This is a genomic window from Bacillus aerolatus, from assembly GCF_009183655.1.
Taxonomy (GTDB): Bacteria; Bacillota; Bacilli; order Bacillales; family Domibacillaceae; genus Pseudobacillus; species Pseudobacillus aerolatus.
In genome coordinates this window covers 37,372-54,124 of the sequence record NZ_WEIO01000001.1, presented here as the reverse complement: position 1 = coordinate 54,124, position 16,753 = coordinate 37,372, and the positions used below count along the sequence as shown (strand labels likewise).

At 45.3% G+C, this 16,753-nt stretch carries 19 protein-coding genes and 1 other annotated feature; all 19 genes read right to left on the bottom strand.

The annotated features are described in order from the left end of the window. Nucleotides 1–46 precede the first annotated feature (46 nt). The 19 genes from F9802_RS00270 to F9802_RS00175 all read right to left on the bottom strand — a co-directional run bounded on the left by F9802_RS00270 (nucleotide 47) and on the right by F9802_RS00175 (nucleotide 16,570). Nucleotides 47–502 carry an ACT domain-containing protein gene (locus tag F9802_RS00270; protein ID WP_152149156.1) on the bottom strand — a complete coding sequence of 152 codons (456 nt, stop codon included), beginning with the start codon at nucleotides 500–502 and terminating at the stop codon, nucleotides 47–49. Between the two features lie 359 nt (nucleotides 503–861). Continuing rightward, entirely contained in the window at nucleotides 862–2,151 is a 1,290-nt protein-coding gene (gene obgE, locus F9802_RS00265; RefSeq protein WP_152149155.1) for a GTPase ObgE, read from the bottom strand. Nucleotides 2,152–2,199: 48 nt separating this feature from the next. Then, nucleotides 2,200–2,745, bottom strand: coding sequence for a Spo0B C-terminal domain-containing protein (locus F9802_RS00260; protein WP_191991713.1), 546 nt, complete (start codon nucleotides 2,743–2,745; stop codon nucleotides 2,200–2,202). 251 nt (nucleotides 2,746–2,996) lie between these two features. After that, a complete protein-coding gene (gene rpmA / locus F9802_RS00255; RefSeq protein ID WP_041097507.1) occupies nucleotides 2,997–3,281 on the bottom strand; it encodes a 50S ribosomal protein L27 in 285 nt (94 codons plus the stop codon). Nucleotides 3,282–3,296: 15 nt separating this feature from the next. After that, on the bottom strand, nucleotides 3,297–3,629 hold the full coding sequence (locus F9802_RS00250; RefSeq protein ID WP_152149153.1) for a ribosomal-processing cysteine protease Prp: 333 nt from the start codon (nucleotides 3,627–3,629) through the stop codon (nucleotides 3,297–3,299). 12 nt (nucleotides 3,630–3,641) lie between these two features. Next, nucleotides 3,642–3,950: a 50S ribosomal protein L21 gene (gene rplU / locus F9802_RS00245; RefSeq protein ID WP_152149152.1), complete on the bottom strand. Its 309-nt coding sequence runs from the start codon at nucleotides 3,948–3,950 to the stop codon at nucleotides 3,642–3,644. 13 nt (nucleotides 3,951–3,963) lie between these two features. Beyond that, nucleotides 3,964–4,043: a sequence feature (ribosomal protein L21 leader region), on the bottom strand. 47 nt (nucleotides 4,044–4,090) lie between these two features. Further along, nucleotides 4,091–5,557, bottom strand: coding sequence for an Rne/Rng family ribonuclease (locus tag F9802_RS00240; RefSeq protein ID WP_152149151.1), 1,467 nt, complete (start codon nucleotides 5,555–5,557; stop codon nucleotides 4,091–4,093). Between the two features lie 54 nt (nucleotides 5,558–5,611). Next, nucleotides 5,612–6,469, bottom strand: a complete 858-nt coding sequence (locus tag F9802_RS00235; protein ID WP_225435083.1) for a M50 family metallopeptidase — start codon at nucleotides 6,467–6,469, stop codon at nucleotides 5,612–5,614. Next, nucleotides 6,462–7,103 (bottom strand): M23 family metallopeptidase, encoded by a 642-nt coding sequence (locus F9802_RS00230; RefSeq protein ID WP_152149149.1) that lies wholly within the window; start codon nucleotides 7,101–7,103, stop codon nucleotides 6,462–6,464. The genes F9802_RS00235 and F9802_RS00230 overlap by 8 nt, the downstream gene beginning before the upstream one ends. Nucleotides 7,104–7,418: 315 nt before the next feature. After that, nucleotides 7,419–8,225, bottom strand: a complete 807-nt coding sequence (minD, locus tag F9802_RS00220) for a septum site-determining protein MinD (RefSeq protein WP_152149147.1) — start codon at nucleotides 8,223–8,225, stop codon at nucleotides 7,419–7,421. Beyond that, the gene (minC, locus tag F9802_RS00215; RefSeq protein ID WP_152149146.1) at nucleotides 8,218–8,904 is read right to left on the bottom strand and encodes a septum site-determining protein MinC; all 687 of its coding nucleotides are present in this window, start codon (nucleotides 8,902–8,904) and stop codon (nucleotides 8,218–8,220) included. Before minC ends, minD begins: the two co-directional genes overlap by 8 nt. A gap of 74 nt (nucleotides 8,905–8,978) precedes the next feature. After that, entirely contained in the window at nucleotides 8,979–9,494 is a 516-nt protein-coding gene (gene mreD, locus F9802_RS00210) for a rod shape-determining protein MreD (RefSeq protein ID WP_152149145.1), read from the bottom strand. Beyond that, nucleotides 9,491–10,384, bottom strand: a complete 894-nt coding sequence (gene mreC / locus F9802_RS00205) for a rod shape-determining protein MreC (RefSeq protein WP_152149144.1) — start codon at nucleotides 10,382–10,384, stop codon at nucleotides 9,491–9,493. The genes mreD and mreC overlap by 4 nt, the downstream gene beginning before the upstream one ends. Before the next feature lie 324 nt (nucleotides 10,385–10,708). Beyond that, nucleotides 10,709–11,725 carry a rod shape-determining protein gene (locus tag F9802_RS00200; RefSeq protein ID WP_152149143.1) on the bottom strand — a complete coding sequence of 339 codons (1,017 nt, stop codon included), beginning with the start codon at nucleotides 11,723–11,725 and terminating at the stop codon, nucleotides 10,709–10,711. A gap of 132 nt (nucleotides 11,726–11,857) precedes the next feature. Beyond that, entirely contained in the window at nucleotides 11,858–12,547 is a 690-nt protein-coding gene (gene radC / locus F9802_RS00195; RefSeq protein WP_152149142.1) for a RadC family protein, read from the bottom strand. A gap of 23 nt (nucleotides 12,548–12,570) precedes the next feature. Further along, the gene (locus F9802_RS00190; protein ID WP_152149141.1) at nucleotides 12,571–13,158 is read right to left on the bottom strand and encodes a Maf family protein; all 588 of its coding nucleotides are present in this window, start codon (nucleotides 13,156–13,158) and stop codon (nucleotides 12,571–12,573) included. Nucleotides 13,159–13,308: 150 nt separating this feature from the next. Further along, complete coding sequence (locus F9802_RS00185) at nucleotides 13,309–14,253, bottom strand: hypothetical protein (protein WP_152149140.1); 945 nt, start codon at nucleotides 14,251–14,253, stop codon at nucleotides 13,309–13,311. A gap of 139 nt (nucleotides 14,254–14,392) precedes the next feature. After that, entirely contained in the window at nucleotides 14,393–15,136 is a 744-nt protein-coding gene (locus F9802_RS00180; protein WP_152149139.1) for a prepilin peptidase, read from the bottom strand. Nucleotides 15,137–15,286: 150 nt separating this feature from the next. Next, the gene (locus tag F9802_RS00175; protein WP_152149138.1) at nucleotides 15,287–16,570 is read right to left on the bottom strand and encodes a bifunctional folylpolyglutamate synthase/dihydrofolate synthase; all 1,284 of its coding nucleotides are present in this window, start codon (nucleotides 16,568–16,570) and stop codon (nucleotides 15,287–15,289) included. Nucleotides 16,571–16,753: the final 183 nt, after the last annotated feature.

Genomic DNA, 16,753 nt, shown 5'->3' with positions numbered 1-16,753 from the left:
CCTTTTAAGAAAATTGGGAATCTTTCAAGCAGACAGAAGTCGGCTCTTACCCGCCTGAGCCGAGCACTTCCACGGTATCGACAAATTCGAGTTTTCCCAGTTCTGCCAACATATCATCCAGGTCGATCGTCATCTCGCTCACATTCAAAGAAAGCGTTACATTCGCTCTTCCTTGGAGGGGGATCGTCTGGTGGATTGTTAAAATATTTCCGTCATATTTAGCGACGAGCCGCAGCAGTTCAGACAGTGTACCGGACCGGTCTTCTAGGTGAAAGAACAGCGTAATAATCCGTTCCTTTACCACTTTATGAAAAGGAAAGACCGTATCTCGGTATTTGTAAAAGGCACTTCGGCTCAAATCGACTTTTTTAACTGCTTCCCATATGGAATCTGCCCGGCGCCGGTCGATCAACTCTTTCGCTTCGAGTGTTTTTTTCATCGCTTCCGGCAGTACATCTTCACGTACGAGGTAAAATTTACGATCAAAATCCTTCTTAACCACTGCCCTATCCTCACCTTTAAAGCGGAAGCGGCTGTTCAGACTCGGCAGACATAAGACGGACCGCCTGTGTGGCGCTCTTTGCCACACAGGCGTGACGGCTATACCTTCGAGTCTGGCCGCTGCAGCTAGATAAACTTTTAAAGCAGAAGGCGCTTGTTCAGCGCGATAGCGGATTTATAGCTCTTTGTCGGAGTCGCTCTTTGACTCCGATAGAGAGAGCGAAATCAGCGTACGCGCTAGCGCCTGCCTTGCTCAGCCGCGACAAGCATATGACAGGCTGAAGAAATGGCGTTTTTTTGCCATGCAGTCAGACTGGCATATGCTCTTGAGCCCCAAGGAGGCGCAACTAGACACCTTCCCTACTCCACAAATTCAAATTCATACTCAAGCAGACGGACGATGTCGCCGTCTTCTGCTCCGCGTTCACGCAGTGCATCGTCCACTCCCATGGAACGAAGCTGGCGGGCAAAGCGGCGGATTGAATCTTCACGTGAGAAATCAGTCATTTTGAACAGCTTCTCAACTTTTGCTCCGCTCACGATGAATACGCCTGCCGAATCTCTCGTAATGGCAAACTCCGCCGGCTGGTCTTCATGTTTGTACATAACGCGGTGAATACCTTTTTCCACTTCCAATTCTTCAAGCGGAAATTCAGGCGTTTCGTCCACTTTATCCGCTACTGCAAACAACAGCTCTTTTAACCCTTCACGAGTAATGGCGGAGATCGGAAAAATCGGTGTCTCCCCATTTATTTTTTCTTTGAATTTTGCCAGATTTTCTTCTGAATCCGGCATATCCATTTTGTTGGCGACGATAATTTGCGGGCGCTCTGTCAGCCTTAAATTATATTCTTTCAGCTCTTTATTGATCGTCACATAATCGTCATAAGGGTCACGGCCTTCCATGCCGGACATGTCTATGACGTGGACAATAACGCGCGTCCGTTCAATATGGCGCAAAAACTGATGGCCGAGACCCACTCCTTCATGCGCTCCTTCAATTAATCCCGGAAGGTCTGCCATGACGAAACTTCGGCCGTCTTCTGTTTCTACAACACCGAGGTTCGGTACAATCGTTGTAAAATGGTAAGCGGCAATTTTCGGACGGGCAGCGGAAACAACGGAAAGCAACGTAGATTTACCAACGCTTGGAAAACCGACGAGTCCGGCATCCGCCAATAGTTTCAATTCCATCACAATGTAGCGCTCGAGTCCTGGTTCCCCGTTTTCGGACAGCTCCGGAGCCGGGTTGGCCGGCGTAGCAAAGCGGGAGTTTCCGCGTCCGCCGCGTCCGCCGCGTGCGATGACTGCCCGCTGGCCATGATCTGTTAAATCGGCGATAACTTCTTTCGTGTCATCGTCCATAACGACTGTGCCCGGTGGAACTTTCACGACCATATCCGCCGCATTTTTGCCGTGCTGATTTTTGCTCATGCCGTGCTCGCCGCGCGGTGCTTTAAAGTGACGCTGATAACGGAAGTCCATCAATGTTCTTAATCCTTCATCCACTTCAAACACCACATCAGCACCGCTGCCGCCGTCTCCGCCGGCCGGGCCTCCTTTTGGCACATACTTCTCACGCCGGAAAGCGACCATACCGTTTCCGCCGTCTCCGCCTTTTACGTATATTTTCACCTGATCTACAAACATAAAGTCCTCCTGTTAGTAATGAAGCATTCGCTCTTTTCTAAAGCGTTTTTACACTACTGCTTCAAACAGCATTTCTCTCGCTGAGTGCGAGTGGATTTTCCATTTCTTTACGCCAGGCACATCCGATGCTTCTGTTAATTCACGGATCAGTGCCTCTGCATCCGTTATTATTCCACTGAATTCAAAAAAGAAACGGAGCCCTTCGTTTGCATCTTCAATGGAAAGATACAAATGATTATCAGCATATTGCTCAATGCGGTTCTCAACCAAATAAAAAAGTGACGTCATCCATCGTACTAGACGGCTGTCATCCGCTTCTGTCCGGATATTCATATTTAGCACTTCATATTCGAGACGAAACGAATGCTCTTCCCAATTAAATGTGATAAGCATTTCCGCAAGCTCCGGCAAAGGCAAATTGCATAAGTGAGCTTCTTGTCTTGCCTGCATCACTGTTCGTTCAATCGCCCGCTCCGCTTCTTCTATTTTTCCAAGCGCAATAAACCCCTTAATGAGCTGAATATGGTTCATCCAGTCATGCCGGGCATGTTGAAGCGCCTTGATTACAGTCCAATCGTCGTTTTTCATATCCATCGCACAGGATACCCCCCTTGTGCCAAACGCGTATGGAAAGAGAGGTGTTCTGTTGCATTCAGACATCAACTGCCCCATTACCAACCATACGTCTGCAGTCTTCCATTTGATCTGCCTGTTAGTTCCGGCTTTCAATTAGTATAACAGAAATTGATTCAAATAGAGATATCAAACTCTTGAAATCAAGAACAAAATGGCAATAAAGAAAGCTCTAACCTGTTGGTTAGAGCTTTCTGGCAAGAGTTGTATCATTATTGAGCTGCAGGATATACGCTCACTTTTTTCTTGTCACGGCCAAAACGCTCAAAACGAACGACGCCGTCTACTTTTGCGAATAAAGTGTCGTCACCACCGCGGCCAACGTTTTCACCAGGGTAGATTTTTGTTCCACGCTGACGGTAAAGAATGGAGCCGCCTGTTACGAACTGACCATCTGCACGCTTAGCACCGAGGCGCTTTGCTTCAGAGTCACGTCCGTTCTTTGTAGAACCAACCCCTTTTTTCGATGCGAAAAATTGAAGGTCTAATCTTAACATGAGTTTCACCTCCTGTTAGTGAAAAATAATTTTTATATGTTTGCTATACTCACGTTCGATCGTCTGCAAGGAAACAATCATTCCTTCGAGAAGCAGCTGAACTTTTTCATCCGTGCCGGCCGGAAGAGTATCCGGGATACGGCAGCAGAGAAATCCGCCTTCTTTCCCTTGTTCAATGTCCAATTTGGCATCGGTCAGTGAAAGAATCGCATTCAGTGCACCGAAAGAAACAGCTGTCGCCCCTGCACAAACGAGATCTTTTCCATGTTCAGCAAATTCCGCATGACCATCCATTGTGAAAGAAGAGATTCTTCCGGACGGCTGCTTCGTTATTTCTACCTGAATCATTGGACCATCGCCTTACGCGTTGATTTTTTCAATCACGACTTTAGTGTATGGCTGACGATGACCTTGTTTTTTACGGTAGTTTTTCTTTGCTTTAAATTTAAAAACAGTAATTTTCTTTTGACGGCCTTGTTTTTCAACTTTAGCTGTAACAGTGGCACCTTCAACAAGCGGGCTGCCTACTTTTACATCTTCACCGCCGACGAATAATACTTGATCAAATGTGACAGAATCACCTTCTGCAGCATTTAATTTTTCAATGTAGATGGCTTGGCCTTCTTCTACTTTCACTTGCTTACCGCCAGTTTCAATAATTGCGTACATTCCCTGCACCTCCTTAATAACTCAGACTCGCCATTCGCAGGTGGTTTACCGGAGCAAACGCTTATGACCTGTTATGCGCGGTTGTAGCACGGGTGCTACAAACAATAACATTAAAATCTTATCACTTCAGGTATTTCATGTCAACTTCTTTTTCTGGACGTTCCTTTGGCCGCCAAGTCTTCATAAGCACCCGCACGTACAAATTTTCCCGTTGGCAAATCGGCGTTAATTACCCGGTATATAATTTTTTTATGAAGCAGTTCTTCCAGCTTTTCATGGTATTCATTTTTCTCTCCGGCGAAGACTGTCATTACGTCTGACGTTACTTCAACAAGCACTGCCTCCTCGCTGCTGCGGGCGTATTCAAACAATTTTCTCTCCAGTTGAAACGCCGCTGTTTCCGCACTGATCACTCGTCCCTTTCCGTGGCATGTCCGGCAAGGAACCGTCATCGTTTCTAAAAGTGAGGGCTTTGTTTTCTTGCGGGTGATCTGCATAAGGCCTAAAGTGGTAAATCCTCGAATGGAAATTTGTTTCGGGTCTTTCTTCGCTTCTTGTATGAGGAGTTTTTCTACTTTCTCCCGGTCTGCTTCACTGAGCATATCAATAAAATCAATGAGGATAATACCGCTTATATCACGAAGCCGGAGCTGGCGTATACATTCTGCCGCGGCTTCTTTATTTGTAAGGAGCACCGTCTGTCCCTGGCTGCTTTTGCCGGTAAATTTGCCGGTGTTCACGTCGATTACTGTCATCGCTTCTGTGCGGTCAATAACAATAAACCCGCCGCTCGGCAGCCAGACCACACGTTTTAAAGCAACGTCTGCAGCTTCTCGTAAACCATAAGCAGAAAATACTTCTTCATCTGCTGAATGCAAAACAGAAGGCCAATTACAATTTTCAAAACGGGGATCTTCTTTTACACTCGACAGAAAGCCCAGTTCGTCACAAATAAGCTCTCCTTCACCGAGCGCATGCATCCGCGCAAACAGTTCGTCTTTCAAATGCTGCTTTTCCATTAATAAAGCAGGCGCCCCTGTCCGCTCTGCTCTTTTCACTAATTTTTCATGTTCGGAGCGCAGCCATTTCCACTCGGCGAGCATCGCTTCTTTCGGCTCGTTCAATGCAGCCGTACGAACGATCAATCCTTCTTTCTCCTGCTTATGCTTTTCAATCCAATCTGTCCACTCCCGGCGCTTTTCGTCGTTCCCAATTTTTTTAGATAATGCGACATAGCCGCCTTCCGGCAAATAAACGAGCAGCCCGCCCGGCCACTCAACAACAGCTGACAGCCGCGGCGCTTTCATTTCCGATCCATCTTTCGTCACTTGAACGATTATCTTTTGCCCTTGATGAAGAAGTTCGCTGATCGGCTTGTTTTGATGGTCAGGCAAATCATTCCGGTGCAAATATGCATTTTTCTCCAAGCCGATGTTCACAAAACAAGCATTCATGCCTTTTTCCACTTTTGAGACAAGGCCATAATAAATAAAGCCGACACGGGATGCGTGTGACGGCTGAAATACGTGAAATTGGTCTGCCTGGCCGTTTTTGATGACAGCCAGTCTTTTTTCTCTGCCTTTCATGCTGACAATCAATGTATTCATTTAAAACCCGCTTTCCTGTTTTTAACTTCACTTTACTGGTATAGAGCTTTCCCGTCAATCAACTGGCAGCAAGTCCCGCAGGCAGGCGCTCGTTTTCTTTTCGGAGAAATAAGCATAAAGCAATTCATTTTCGTCGAGCCTCGTCTGTTTTTCCCCCTCGCCTGTCACGTATATAATATGCTTGGCGTTCCGTTGAAATCGTTCAAGAACGTTCATTACCGGTTCACCGGCTACTGCAGTCAGCGGCTTTAACTCGGCGGCTGGGCCTTTATTACCATAGTGCCGTTCAAGCAAAAACCGCATAAAGGCGTACCGTTTTTCTTTCCAAGTCCGCCAGAGCGCCCACGCTAAATAAATAAATAACGCCCATGCCTGTAAGTGAAAGGGAAAGAAAACAAAAACAACAGCTTGCAAACATACCAGCAAACAGGCTGAACAAATAATAACGAGGCGAAAAGCAGCTAAAAAAGGTTTCGCCGCAGAAAATAACAGCATGAGCAGCTTGCCGCCATCAAGCGGATAGACTGGGAGCAAATTAAACAGCAAAATGGCGGCATTCATTTGCCAGAAGGTTTCATAAATATTGTCTGGAAGCCAGCCGGCTGCATGCACCAGCCAAGCTCCTGCAAACAGCCAAAGATGCTGAGCGGGACCGGCAAGTACAACGAGCAGCTCTTCTTTAAATGGCCTGTTTCCGTGCTCGTCTACTTCTGCCACACCACCAAATGGAAGAAAAACAATTTTTCTAATCCGCCAGCCAAACGCACGAGCTGCCAACACATGGCCTAATTCATGAATAGCGATGACGATAAAAACAAGTAAAAGGTTTAAAAAAGATCCTGTCAGCACACAAACACCAGTCACTCCCCACAGCAGCGGATGAATATGCACACTCTTCACCAAGTTACTCAAACTGAACCGCCTGATTCGGGTCAATGAACACACCATCCCGCTTAATCGCTAAATAAAATTGGCTTGCTTCTGCTTTGGCGAGCGTGCTTCCCGCCTTCACTCTTTCATAAGATTGGACTGATGAGGAAGCTAGGTGCCCATACCACGATTCGCTGTTGTCGGCGTGCTGCAAAATAATCGTTTTTCCAAGACCTTCTTTCGTTCCGGTAAAAATAACGGTTCCTTCTTTGATCGCCTTCACTTCTTCTGTCGGTCCGGTTTCAATAAGAATACCTTGTCCGTTCGTTTGAAAATCTTCCAAAATGCGGCCCGCTGCCGGCAAGGCGAATCCGGGAGCTTCTTCTCGATTTTCTTCTTTTGGCGCCCAATCTTCTACAGTAAATGGCAGCGGTTCTCCTAACGTGTTCTCATACCACTCAGCTGCTTTTGAAAAAGGAAACTCATTCTCCATCGTCTTTTTCATCCACCCCTGTCCTTCTTCAAAGATCGGAGACGGATGCTGGAACATGATGGCTGTTGCTAATACTAAAGCAGCGGCTGCAAGCCATTTAAACAAAAAGCGTTCCCAGCTAAATAACGGATGCAGTTCTTCTTTATCTTCTGTCAGCGGGAACAGTTCTTTTTCTTCTTTCACCCGGCTTTCCCCCCTTAAACATAAGTTTGTACACTATATGACAGACAAGCCTGATTAAGAAGAATGAATTCCGGCAGAAACAAAAGTGCAAGCGCCTGGAACAGCCCCGACAAGCAAATGTTCTTTCCTCAAAGAAGTCCGCTTTTTGACTTCATTGAGGAAAGGTTATTTGACCTCGAGGGGCTAGGCGCTGGAACTGGACGTAGACCCGCTCTATTAACAAAGGTATCCACCCTGCGATTATTTTATAGTACGATAAACAATAAAAAAGCTGCCTGCAGCCCAATGGCTTGCAGACAGCTTCCTCGATTATTATTATGAACGAACACCAAAAAATTTTTTCAAGCGTGTGAAAAATCCATCCTTCGAATCTTCCAGCTGTTGAAGAGGAACAGATTCTCCGAGAACTCTTCTCGCTATATTCCGGTAGGCAATCGATACCCGGTTATTTGGATTATGGGCAATCGGCTCGCCGTTATGAGCCGATTTAATGACTTCATCATCGTCTGCCACAATGCCGAGCAGTTCGATCGACAAATGAGCGGCCACTTCATCTACATCAAGCATGTCTCCCTGCTGCATCATATGACTGCGGATCCGGTTGATAATCAGCTTCGGAGGCTCCATTCCTTCTTCTTTTTCCAGGAGCCCAATCACTCTGTCAGCATCCCGGACAGCTGATTTTTCAGGGGTGGTGACGACAATTGCTTTATTAGCTCCAACTACAGCATTTTTATAGCCTTGTTCAATTCCAGCCGGACAATCAATTAAAATATAATCAAAATCCTGCTTCAATTCGTCTACGAGCTTCTTCATCTGCTCAGGCTGAACTGCCGACTTATCTGTTGTTTGAGCTGCCGGCAGCAAATAAAGCAGGTCATTGAAGCGTTTGTCTTTTACGAGCGCTTGATGGATTTTGCAGCGTCCTTCTACAACATCTACTAAATCATAGATAATCCGGTTTTCAAGCCCCATAACGACATCTAAATTTCTAAGGCCGATATCTGTATCGACTAAACAAACTTTTTTCTCTTGCAGTGCGAGTGCGGTACCTAAATTAGCCGAAGTGGTCGTTTTACCGACTCCGCCTTTTCCAGATGTAATGACTATAGCCTCACCCAACGTGGTTTCCCCCTTTAAACGTAGAAATATCCGGTCTCAGATGCTTCAACACCTGTAAGCGGTCAACAACAATCTGGTTAGAATCATCTATGTAGGCGCATTCCGTTTCCAAGCTTTCTTCTTCTTCATAACGGTCAGGCGCACGATTTAAATAGCGGCTGATTCTAAGCTGGGACGGCATCATCCGACCGGCAGCAATCACCGCCTCGTCATCTCCGTAACAGCCGGCATGGGCCACTCCTTTTAAAGTCCCCAACACAAAAATATTTCTTCCAGCTCTCACCGTCCCCCCTGGGTTAACGTCGCCGATTAACAGCAAGTCTCCTGGGACTTCAAGCACTTGTCCGGAACGAATTCTTCCTGTGTAAGAAACAACTTCGCTTTCTTCTTTCCAGCGAATGGCTTCTTCCATTGTCATCACATTAGATTTGACCGCTTCCACTGCCAGGTGTTCACGCTGGCTGATCAGTTCTGTAATTTCTTTTATATCTTCATCCAATAAATAGCGATTCCCTGCCTGGACCGTAACTGTAATGATAGAGCCGTGTTCCTGACCGTTGACGGCATCCATTTTTTCTTTCAGCTCTTCCAGCAATTCATTAAACGCACATTTATCGTTCAAATGCAGGGTCAGCCCATCTTTTGTCCCTTTAATGACAACGTTCTGTTTTGTTTTCATAGCACGATATTCACCTCTGTTGTCCAATTAATTCGACAAACCTTCTTCTGATTCCTCTTTACACTTTTCTGGACTTAGTCATTATAAATGCGCCGGAGCTTTTCAAATGCGTTTTTTAACGGCAGCGCTAAAAGTAAGTAAAAGATAAGATTTAAAAGCAAAGTCGGCCCCAGACGGATCGAAGCAAATTGTGTTACAGTCATTTCCGTCCGCTCAATGAGCACGTTCAACTGAAACATAATCAGCTCCAGCAAAAAAATTCCGAACAGAATAATAAAGCCCAAAATGAATAAATGGTTTTGCAGTACTTTCACAAGTTTCGATGTGATGTACACAATCAGAGGCAGAAAAAACATGTACGCCCCCAGTATTCCTGTGTAAAAAATATCAAAAAGAAAGCCAAACAGAAACCCATATTTAATGGCTGTGTTGCGGTCGAAAAAAATGGACATGAATAATAATCCAACCGTAAAGAAACGCGGAACGATCACATATTTCCCGTTAAAAGCCGTGTCCGGCAACACAGCGGTAAATAAGCTGTCGCTGTAAAAAAGCACGAGCATTAGCAATGGGAGAAGAAGCCGTTTCACAAATTTCCCTCCTCAACGAGAACCTGTTTGCGTTCTTTCTTTTGCGGAAGGACAGTCGTCATGCTGCGTTTTGTAACCATGACATGCTCGAGATCATTAAAGGAAGCGGCTGGTTCAATGAGTGCCGTCTGAGTTAAGCCAAATTCATCAGGCACCATTTTTTTTATCTTTCCAATGACTAATCCTTTCGGAAAGACGCCGCCTTTTCCTGAAGTAGTGACGAGCATTCCTTTTTTCACACTGGAATCGTAAGGAATCTTCGTCATTAACAGTGATTTTTGCTCTTTATCATAGCCTTCAATCAAACCAAATATATTGCTTTTTCCCTGAATCATCGCTGATACACGGTTTCTCGAATCGTGAGCACTTAACAACTGAACAGTGGATGTGAATTTCGATGTGTTTTTCACTTTCCCAATTAGTCCTTCGGCTGTGATAACAGCCATGTTCGGCTGAATGTCATTTGCTTCTCCCTGGTCGATCGTAATCACATCATACCAGCGGTCCGGATTACGGGCGATCACCGTCGCCTGCACCGGCTCGTAATCTGCTAAACTCTTCTTTTTACCGAGCACATTCCGGAGTTCCTGATTGTCTTTTTTGAGACGCGCTACATCACTTTCCAACTGGGCTGTTTTTTTAATTCTTGCTTTTAATTCTTTATTTTCGTCATATGTACTTCGTAAGTCTTCAATCTCACTAAAAAAACCTGCGAAACCATTTGCAGGTTTAGATACAACTGCTTGCCCTAAACCGACAATGTCTTTGACGAATTGCTCCGGCCAGGATAAATTATCCCTATCGCGAAGAGAAAAACCAATTAAAGCGACAAGAACAATAATGCTCCCAAGAAGAATGATCAGACGCTTATTTGTAAAAAACTGTGGCATATACTCCACCTCTGTTTGTTTGCATTAAGTTAGAATCCGACAGCTTTTAGCCGCTTCCGGATTACATTAAAAGCGGAAGGCGCTCGGCCAGCAGCGACAAGCATAAGGCGAACTGACTACATGGCGCTTTTTAGCCATGCAGTCAGTTTGACTTATGACCTCGAGCTGCTAGCGCCTGCAGCTAGATATCTTTAAAAGCGGAAGCGCCTGGTCTGCCGCGACAAGCAAATGTTCTTTCCTCAAAGAAGTCCGCTCTTTGACTTCATTGAGGAAAGGTTATTTGACCTCGAGCGGCTAGGCGCTGCAGCTAGATAAAATTGTACCTTATTTGCCCTTGTTTTTAAATAAATCAATATGATCAAGCGCCATTCCCGTTCCGATTGCTACACAGTCGAGTGGATTTTCGGCGATGATTACCGGCATATTCGTTTCTTTGCTGATGACTTTGTCTAAATTGCGAAGCAGTGCGCCGCCGCCTGTAAGTACAATTCCCCGGTCCATAATATCTGCCGCCAATTCAGGCGGTGTTTGCTCAAGCGTGCTTTTTACCGTATCAACAATCGCCGTCACCGTGTCTTTTAATGCATCAGCAATTTCTGCCCCGGTAATTTCAATTGTTTTCGGCAGTCCTGTCAACAAGTCACGACCACGAATTTCCATGCTCGGGATTTGTTCAAAGTCACCGGCTGAACCGATTTCCATTTTGATCGTTTCCGACGTTCGGTCACCGATTAATAAATTGTACTGTTTGCGAATATAAGCAACAATCGCATCATCCATTTCATCGCCGGCAATACGCAAAGACTGGCTTGTGACGATGCCTCCTAGAGATATGATCGCCACTTCAGTCGTGCCGCCGCCAATATCGACAACCATACTGCCCGTCGGCTCCCATACAGGTAGATTGGCGCCGATTGCGGCTGCAAACGGTTCTTCAATCGTATATGCATCGCGGGCACCAGCCTGGCGGGTCGCGTCAATGACTGCCCGCTCTTCGACGGCTGTAATGCCGGATGGTACACAGATCATCACATACGGTTTGCTTGTAAAAAAGCCTTTTCCACTTTTTGTCGCTTGTTTCAAATAATATTTAATCATCGTTGCTGTTGTTTCATAATCAGCAATAACGCCGTCTTTCATTGGGCGCGTCGCTACAACATTCCCCGGTGTACGGCCGATCATCTTTTTCGCATCGTTTCCAACCGCTACAATTTGTTTCGCATCTGTTTGAAGCGCCACAACAGACGGCTCACGTAAAACGACGCCTTTTCCTTTTAAATAAACGAGCGTATTAGCCGTTCCTAAATCTATTCCAAGATCTCGGCTTCCAATTCCAAACATACAAGTATCTCCCTTTCTCGGTCCATTACTTTTATCGTGATTGATTTAGCATCATTCTTCAAGTTTTCGACAAAAACAACTAGCAAAAATCATAACTTATATTATAACTGAAGGAAAAAAAAAATCCTAGCGTTATAAATAGCCTTTTTCTTTCAGACTTACGTATTTCTTTTCACCTATGATCAGATGATCAAGCAACTCAATGCCAAGAATTTTGCCGCATTCTGCGAGCCGCTTCGTCACATCTATGTCTTCCTTACTCGGACCCGGGTCGCCCGACGGATGATTGTGAATACAAATAATGGAAGCTGCTGAGCGGCGAAAAGCTTCTTTGAAAACTTCGCGCGGATGCACGATCGAAGCGTTTAAGCTGCCAATAAACAGCGTTTGCTTGTGCAACACTTGATTTTTCGTATTGAGATACAAGCAGACAAAATGTTCCTGGGTGAGAAATCTCATTTCTTCCATCACATAGTTGGCCCCGTCTTCCGGCGAACGAATGACGTAGCGGTCTTCGAATTTCAATTGACTGATGCGCCGGCCTAGTTCAAGTGCAGACATGATTTGCACGGCTTTTGCTTCACCGATGCCTTTAATGGAAGTAATTTCTTCGAGAGAGGCTTCTTTCAGCAGGCGGAGTCCATCAAATGTTTTTAAGAGGCGATTAGCTAGTTGCAAGACGGATTCACTTTTCGTTCCCGTCCGCAAAATAATGGCGAGAAGTTCATGATTGGACAGACTGGCCGCTCCGCTCGCGATCATTCGCTCCCGCGGGCGGTCTTCTGAAGGTACATCGCGGATCATAAATGTTTCTTTTGGCATTTTTTTCTCTCCTTTTATCCTTTTTAGGAATGGGAGGAAAAAGCAGTACCTTGCCAGCCGAGCCGCTTAAGCTGCCTGTACAAAGAAGCGATCGGGAGCCCGACAACAGAGAAATAGTCACCGTCAATTTTTTTCACAAAGACAGCACCCGCTCCCTGAATGCCGTACGCACCCGCTTTATCAAACGGTTCACCAGTGTCCAGGTAGCTGTTCATTTCCTCTTCTGAAAGCTCCCAAAAAGTGACGTTTGTTTTTTCATAAAAAACGTACTCATTCGCCTCATATGTTACGGCCACTCCTGTATAAACAGAGTGTACGCGGCCTGAGAGGCGCTGAAGCATTTTCTTCGCCTCTTCACGATCACTTGGCTTTCCTAAAATTTCTTCATCAAGGACAACGATCGTATCCGCACCGACCACAAAGCTATTTTCATGATCTTTTGCCACTGTGGCAGCTTTCATGGAAGCTAATTGCATAACTGTTTCTTCTGGAGACATTCCAGGGGAGATCGTTTCATCAGCATGGCTTACTTCAACTGTAAACACCAGGCCAATCTGTTCGAGGAGTTCTTTTCGGCGGGGAGAACCCGAGGCTAAAATCAACTGCGTCAAAATCAATCACCTTTCTTTCGAGGTATAAGGGAGATACAAAGCTATCTTATCAAAAACGGAACAATACTACAAACTTTTCCAAAATAGAAGCCACCCGATAAAACCCGCACTGTTTTCATTAGTGCGGGCAGAAAAGGAATAAAAATTAACTCATTGTCCGTAAACGGCTAAAAAAGCCAGAAGCTTCTCTTGCGCAGCTTTGGCGGCCTGCGGCTGATCGCTTTTGGCTTCAGTTAACGCTTCTGTCAGTAATTGTTTTAGTTTGGCGGATGTCTCGTCTTTCGACGGGATATTCACCGCCTGCAGTTTTTGTTCAGCCTCTTGAAGCTTATTTAAATCAGCAGGAACCCCGGCTGACTTTTTCCCGCTTTCTTCGGCAATAACCGGGAAAAGTGCGGCCAGTTCCCCAGCCGTTTCCTGCAAGTTTTCGGCAGGGGCAATGGATGTTTGTTTGGCGTAAACAGCAGCGCCTGCTGTTTCATATGTGCTTCCAATCAATTTAGCGGTTTCTACGGTGGATGAAGCAGCCAGTAAAATAATGTGCTGGTCGTTTTGCGTCACGACTTCAGCAGGCAGTCCTTTGCTTGCCAATTGTTTTTCCATCACAGCAGCGGCTTCTTTTGTCGAAAATACGCCGCCTTGGACAACAGCCATCTCTACTGGAAGAAGCGGAGTGCCGGCCGCTTTCGGAGTGGCAGGTGCAGCTGGAGCAGGCGCTTCTTTTTCAACTTTTGCTTCTTTTAAAATGGCTTGCGGCGGCACTTCTTCCTTTTGCGTAACAACTTTTACCATCGCATAGCCCAATAGCAAACCGATTAACACGGCGCTGACCACAATAATAAACAACTTGCCCGCTGTCCACTTCGCAGCCGGTCTTTTTAACGAGACATATTGCTCGAGCACGTCTTCTTTCCGCTCTGTTTCCTCAGGAAAAATCCATTGAAATTCTTCTTCTTCTTTTTTCGGTTCAGCTGCTGCTGCACTTTCCGTTGATCCTTTTTTCCAATCTGGTACGATCAGCTCTTTCCGTTCCTGCTTTTTCTTATTGTCGCCGATCGTTAAAAAAATGTCTTGCGATTTCTTCGGCTTGTCCATTTGAGATCACCCTTCCACATCCATTGAAGTTGCCTTCATGCTATCACAGCGAATAAAAAAAAGAACAAGACTTTTGTCGTCCTGTTCTGGAAAAATTTCGGCAAATATTTTTGTGTTTCGTCTTATCTTTCACCGTGTTTCAACGGAAGAAAGACAGGTAGAACTTAAACATAACATCACCGTAAAATAATGCTAGCAAAGAGGCAAATGCAATAAAGGGACCAAATGGGAATGGCTGCCTCCGTTTGACTTTCCCTAGAAGCATGCCGAGAAGCCCGCCAATTGTTCCAAGCCAGAGCGAGAGAAAGAAAGTAAGAAAAAAACCCTTTAATCCCAGCGCGAATCCGAGTAAAGTAAACAACTTTATATCTCCGCCTCCAATACCTCCCCGGCAGGCCGCCGCAACAATCATCATTAAAATAAAGCTGACTGCGGCGCCTATCAAAGCATCCAGTTTAAGCGGCATCGATAAAAAAAGCCACTCGATAAAAAATAAACAAGTAAAGAACAAAAGTATTTTATTAGGAATGATCATGTAGACGACATCGGAGATAAAAATAATGCTTAACAAAGAAATGAGAATCAACGCTTTTAAGAAAGGGAATTGAAGGCCGAATACCGCGTACGCGGCGGCAAACAAACAAGCAGTGGATAGTTCTGTGAAGGGATAAATTGGAGAAATGAGTAAACCGCACCTTCGGCATGATCTTTTCTGCCAGACGTAGGATAAAACCGGTATAAGCTCGGGAGGGGATAAAATACAATGACATTTCGGGCAGGAACTTCTCGGAAACATAATAGACTTTCCTATTGGAATTCTTAAACCAACCACATTGAAAAACGAGCCAAATATAAGACCAATAATAAAGATCAGGAGCGTCACTTTTTTGTTCTCCCATAAAAAGTGTTGAGTAAACGATCATTTTTACTGTCTTTTATACACATAACTTTTTCCTCCTTTATTTCTTATAAGGAACCTCCTTTTCACTTTACCATGTTTTTCTACATAAAAAAACCGTTCCATAAAGAACGGTTAAAACTGTTTTTTCACTTCCGAAATAAAGTAAAGCGATCCGGTGATGACGAGCACTTCGTCTTCTTTAGCAGAAATTTCAAATTCACTGATGACTTTTTTCCAGTCTTCTTTCCATTGGTGAATGGAAAGAAGCGGTTCGAAGTCTTTCTCCCCTGCTGCTCGTGGAAAGTTGAAGCTTGTGAAAATGACCGAGTCAGCTGCTTTTCTAAGCAGAGCGGCCATATCGCCCAGCTTTTTGTCTTTTAAGCCGGCAAATAAAGCGGTGATACGTTTGTCCGGATAACGCTCTTTCAAGGAAGCAGCGAGTGCTTCCATGCCTTCCGGATTATGGGCACCGTCCAGCAAAATAACTGGCTGTTTGCAAATTTGTTCCATCCTTCCGGGCCAGTAAGCAGCTTGGAGCCCAAGGCGAATATGTCCTTCTTCCACATTGAAGGCATAAAAGGCACGCAAGTACAAAATAGCCATGACAGCCAGTGCCGCATTCTCTGTTTGGTGAAGGCCGTTTAAACCGGTGCGCAAGTCTTTCATGTCAGCAAAAACAGATTGAAAATGGAAAAGCTCGCCTTGTGGCAGCGATTCCTGCCAGTCAGTTTTGAATTGTTCACCGAACTGATAAACGGCGGATTTAGCTTCTTTTGCCCGCCTTGTAATCACCTCTTGAGCAGCTATTTGTTTAACACCAGAAATGACCGGCACCCCATTTTTAATAATGCCTGCTTTTTCAAAGGCAATATCTTCAATCGAGTCGCCAAGAAATTGCATATGATCCATTCCGATCGTCGTAATGATAGAGACGAGTGGATGAATCACATTTGTGGAATCGAGCCGCCCGCCGAGTCCGACTTCAAACAGCACGATGTCGACTGGCCGGATGTACGCAAAATAATAGAGCGCCATCGCGGTGATGATTTCAAACTCACTCGGCCCGCCGAGTTCAGTTTTTTCCAACTCATCTGCGAGCGGCCGGATGATTTCGACGAGCTCAATAATCGCTTCATCGCTGACCGGATCGCCGTTCACACTGATCCGTTCGTTAAACTGCTCTATGTACGGTGAAGTGAATGTACCAATTTCATAGCCTGCTTCCTGTAAAATTGAATGCATATAAGTTACTGTTGATCCTTTGCCGTTCGTTCCCGCAATGTGGACGGTTCTCAATCGGCGCTCTGGGTGATCGAGCTTTTTCATGAGCCATTCCATCCGCTTCAGACCCGGCTTAATGCCGAGCGGCAGCCGGCCATGAATCCAATTTAGTGCTTCTTTGTATGTATTCAGCATAATTTCCCTCCTAAAAAGCTATATCAATGAAGGTTCGGCTATTTATAAGCCTAAAACGAGATTATATTATTCGATTGATCTTACTTATTATTCAAATGCCCTTATTTATTAGCTGATCCATCTTGCTTATTATCCAACTTTGCAAATTGAGGACGACTTGTAAAAAGACGAACCTGCAGGCCG

What these genes read in the sequence shown, in the direction of transcription:
- minC (WP_152149146.1), bottom strand. Translation starts at nt 8,904, where the DNA reads ATGAAAACAAAACAGAACGTTGTCATTAAAGGGACAAAAGATGGGCTG.
- rpmA (WP_041097507.1), bottom strand. Translation starts at nt 3,281, where the DNA reads ATGTTAAGATTAGACCTTCAATTTTTCGCATCGAAAAAAGGGGTTGGT.
- obgE (WP_152149155.1), bottom strand. Translation starts at nt 2,151, where the DNA reads ATGTTTGTAGATCAGGTGAAAATATACGTAAAAGGCGGAGACGGCGGA.
- F9802_RS00200 (WP_152149143.1), bottom strand. Translation starts at nt 11,725, where the DNA reads ATGTTTGGAATTGGAAGCCGAGATCTTGGAATAGATTTAGGAACGGCT.
- radC (WP_152149142.1), bottom strand. Translation starts at nt 12,547, where the DNA reads ATGCCAAAAGAAACATTTATGATCCGCGATGTACCTTCAGAAGACCGC.
- F9802_RS00185 (WP_152149140.1), bottom strand. Translation starts at nt 14,253, where the DNA reads ATGGACAAGCCGAAGAAATCGCAAGACATTTTTTTAACGATCGGCGAC.
- F9802_RS00250 (WP_152149153.1), bottom strand. Translation starts at nt 3,629, where the DNA reads ATGATTCAGGTAGAAATAACGAAGCAGCCGTCCGGAAGAATCTCTTCT.
- F9802_RS00260 (WP_191991713.1), bottom strand. Translation starts at nt 2,745, where the DNA reads ATGGATATGAAAAACGACGATTGGACTGTAATCAAGGCGCTTCAACAT.
- F9802_RS00240 (WP_152149151.1), bottom strand. Translation starts at nt 5,557, where the DNA reads ATGAATACATTGATTGTCAGCATGAAAGGCAGAGAAAAAAGACTGGCT.
- mreC (WP_152149144.1), bottom strand. Translation starts at nt 10,384, where the DNA reads ATGCCACAGTTTTTTACAAATAAGCGTCTGATCATTCTTCTTGGGAGC.
- F9802_RS00175 (WP_152149138.1), bottom strand. Translation starts at nt 16,570, where the DNA reads ATGCTGAATACATACAAAGAAGCACTAAATTGGATTCATGGCCGGCTG.
- rplU (WP_152149152.1), bottom strand. Translation starts at nt 3,950, where the DNA reads ATGTACGCAATTATTGAAACTGGCGGTAAGCAAGTGAAAGTAGAAGAA.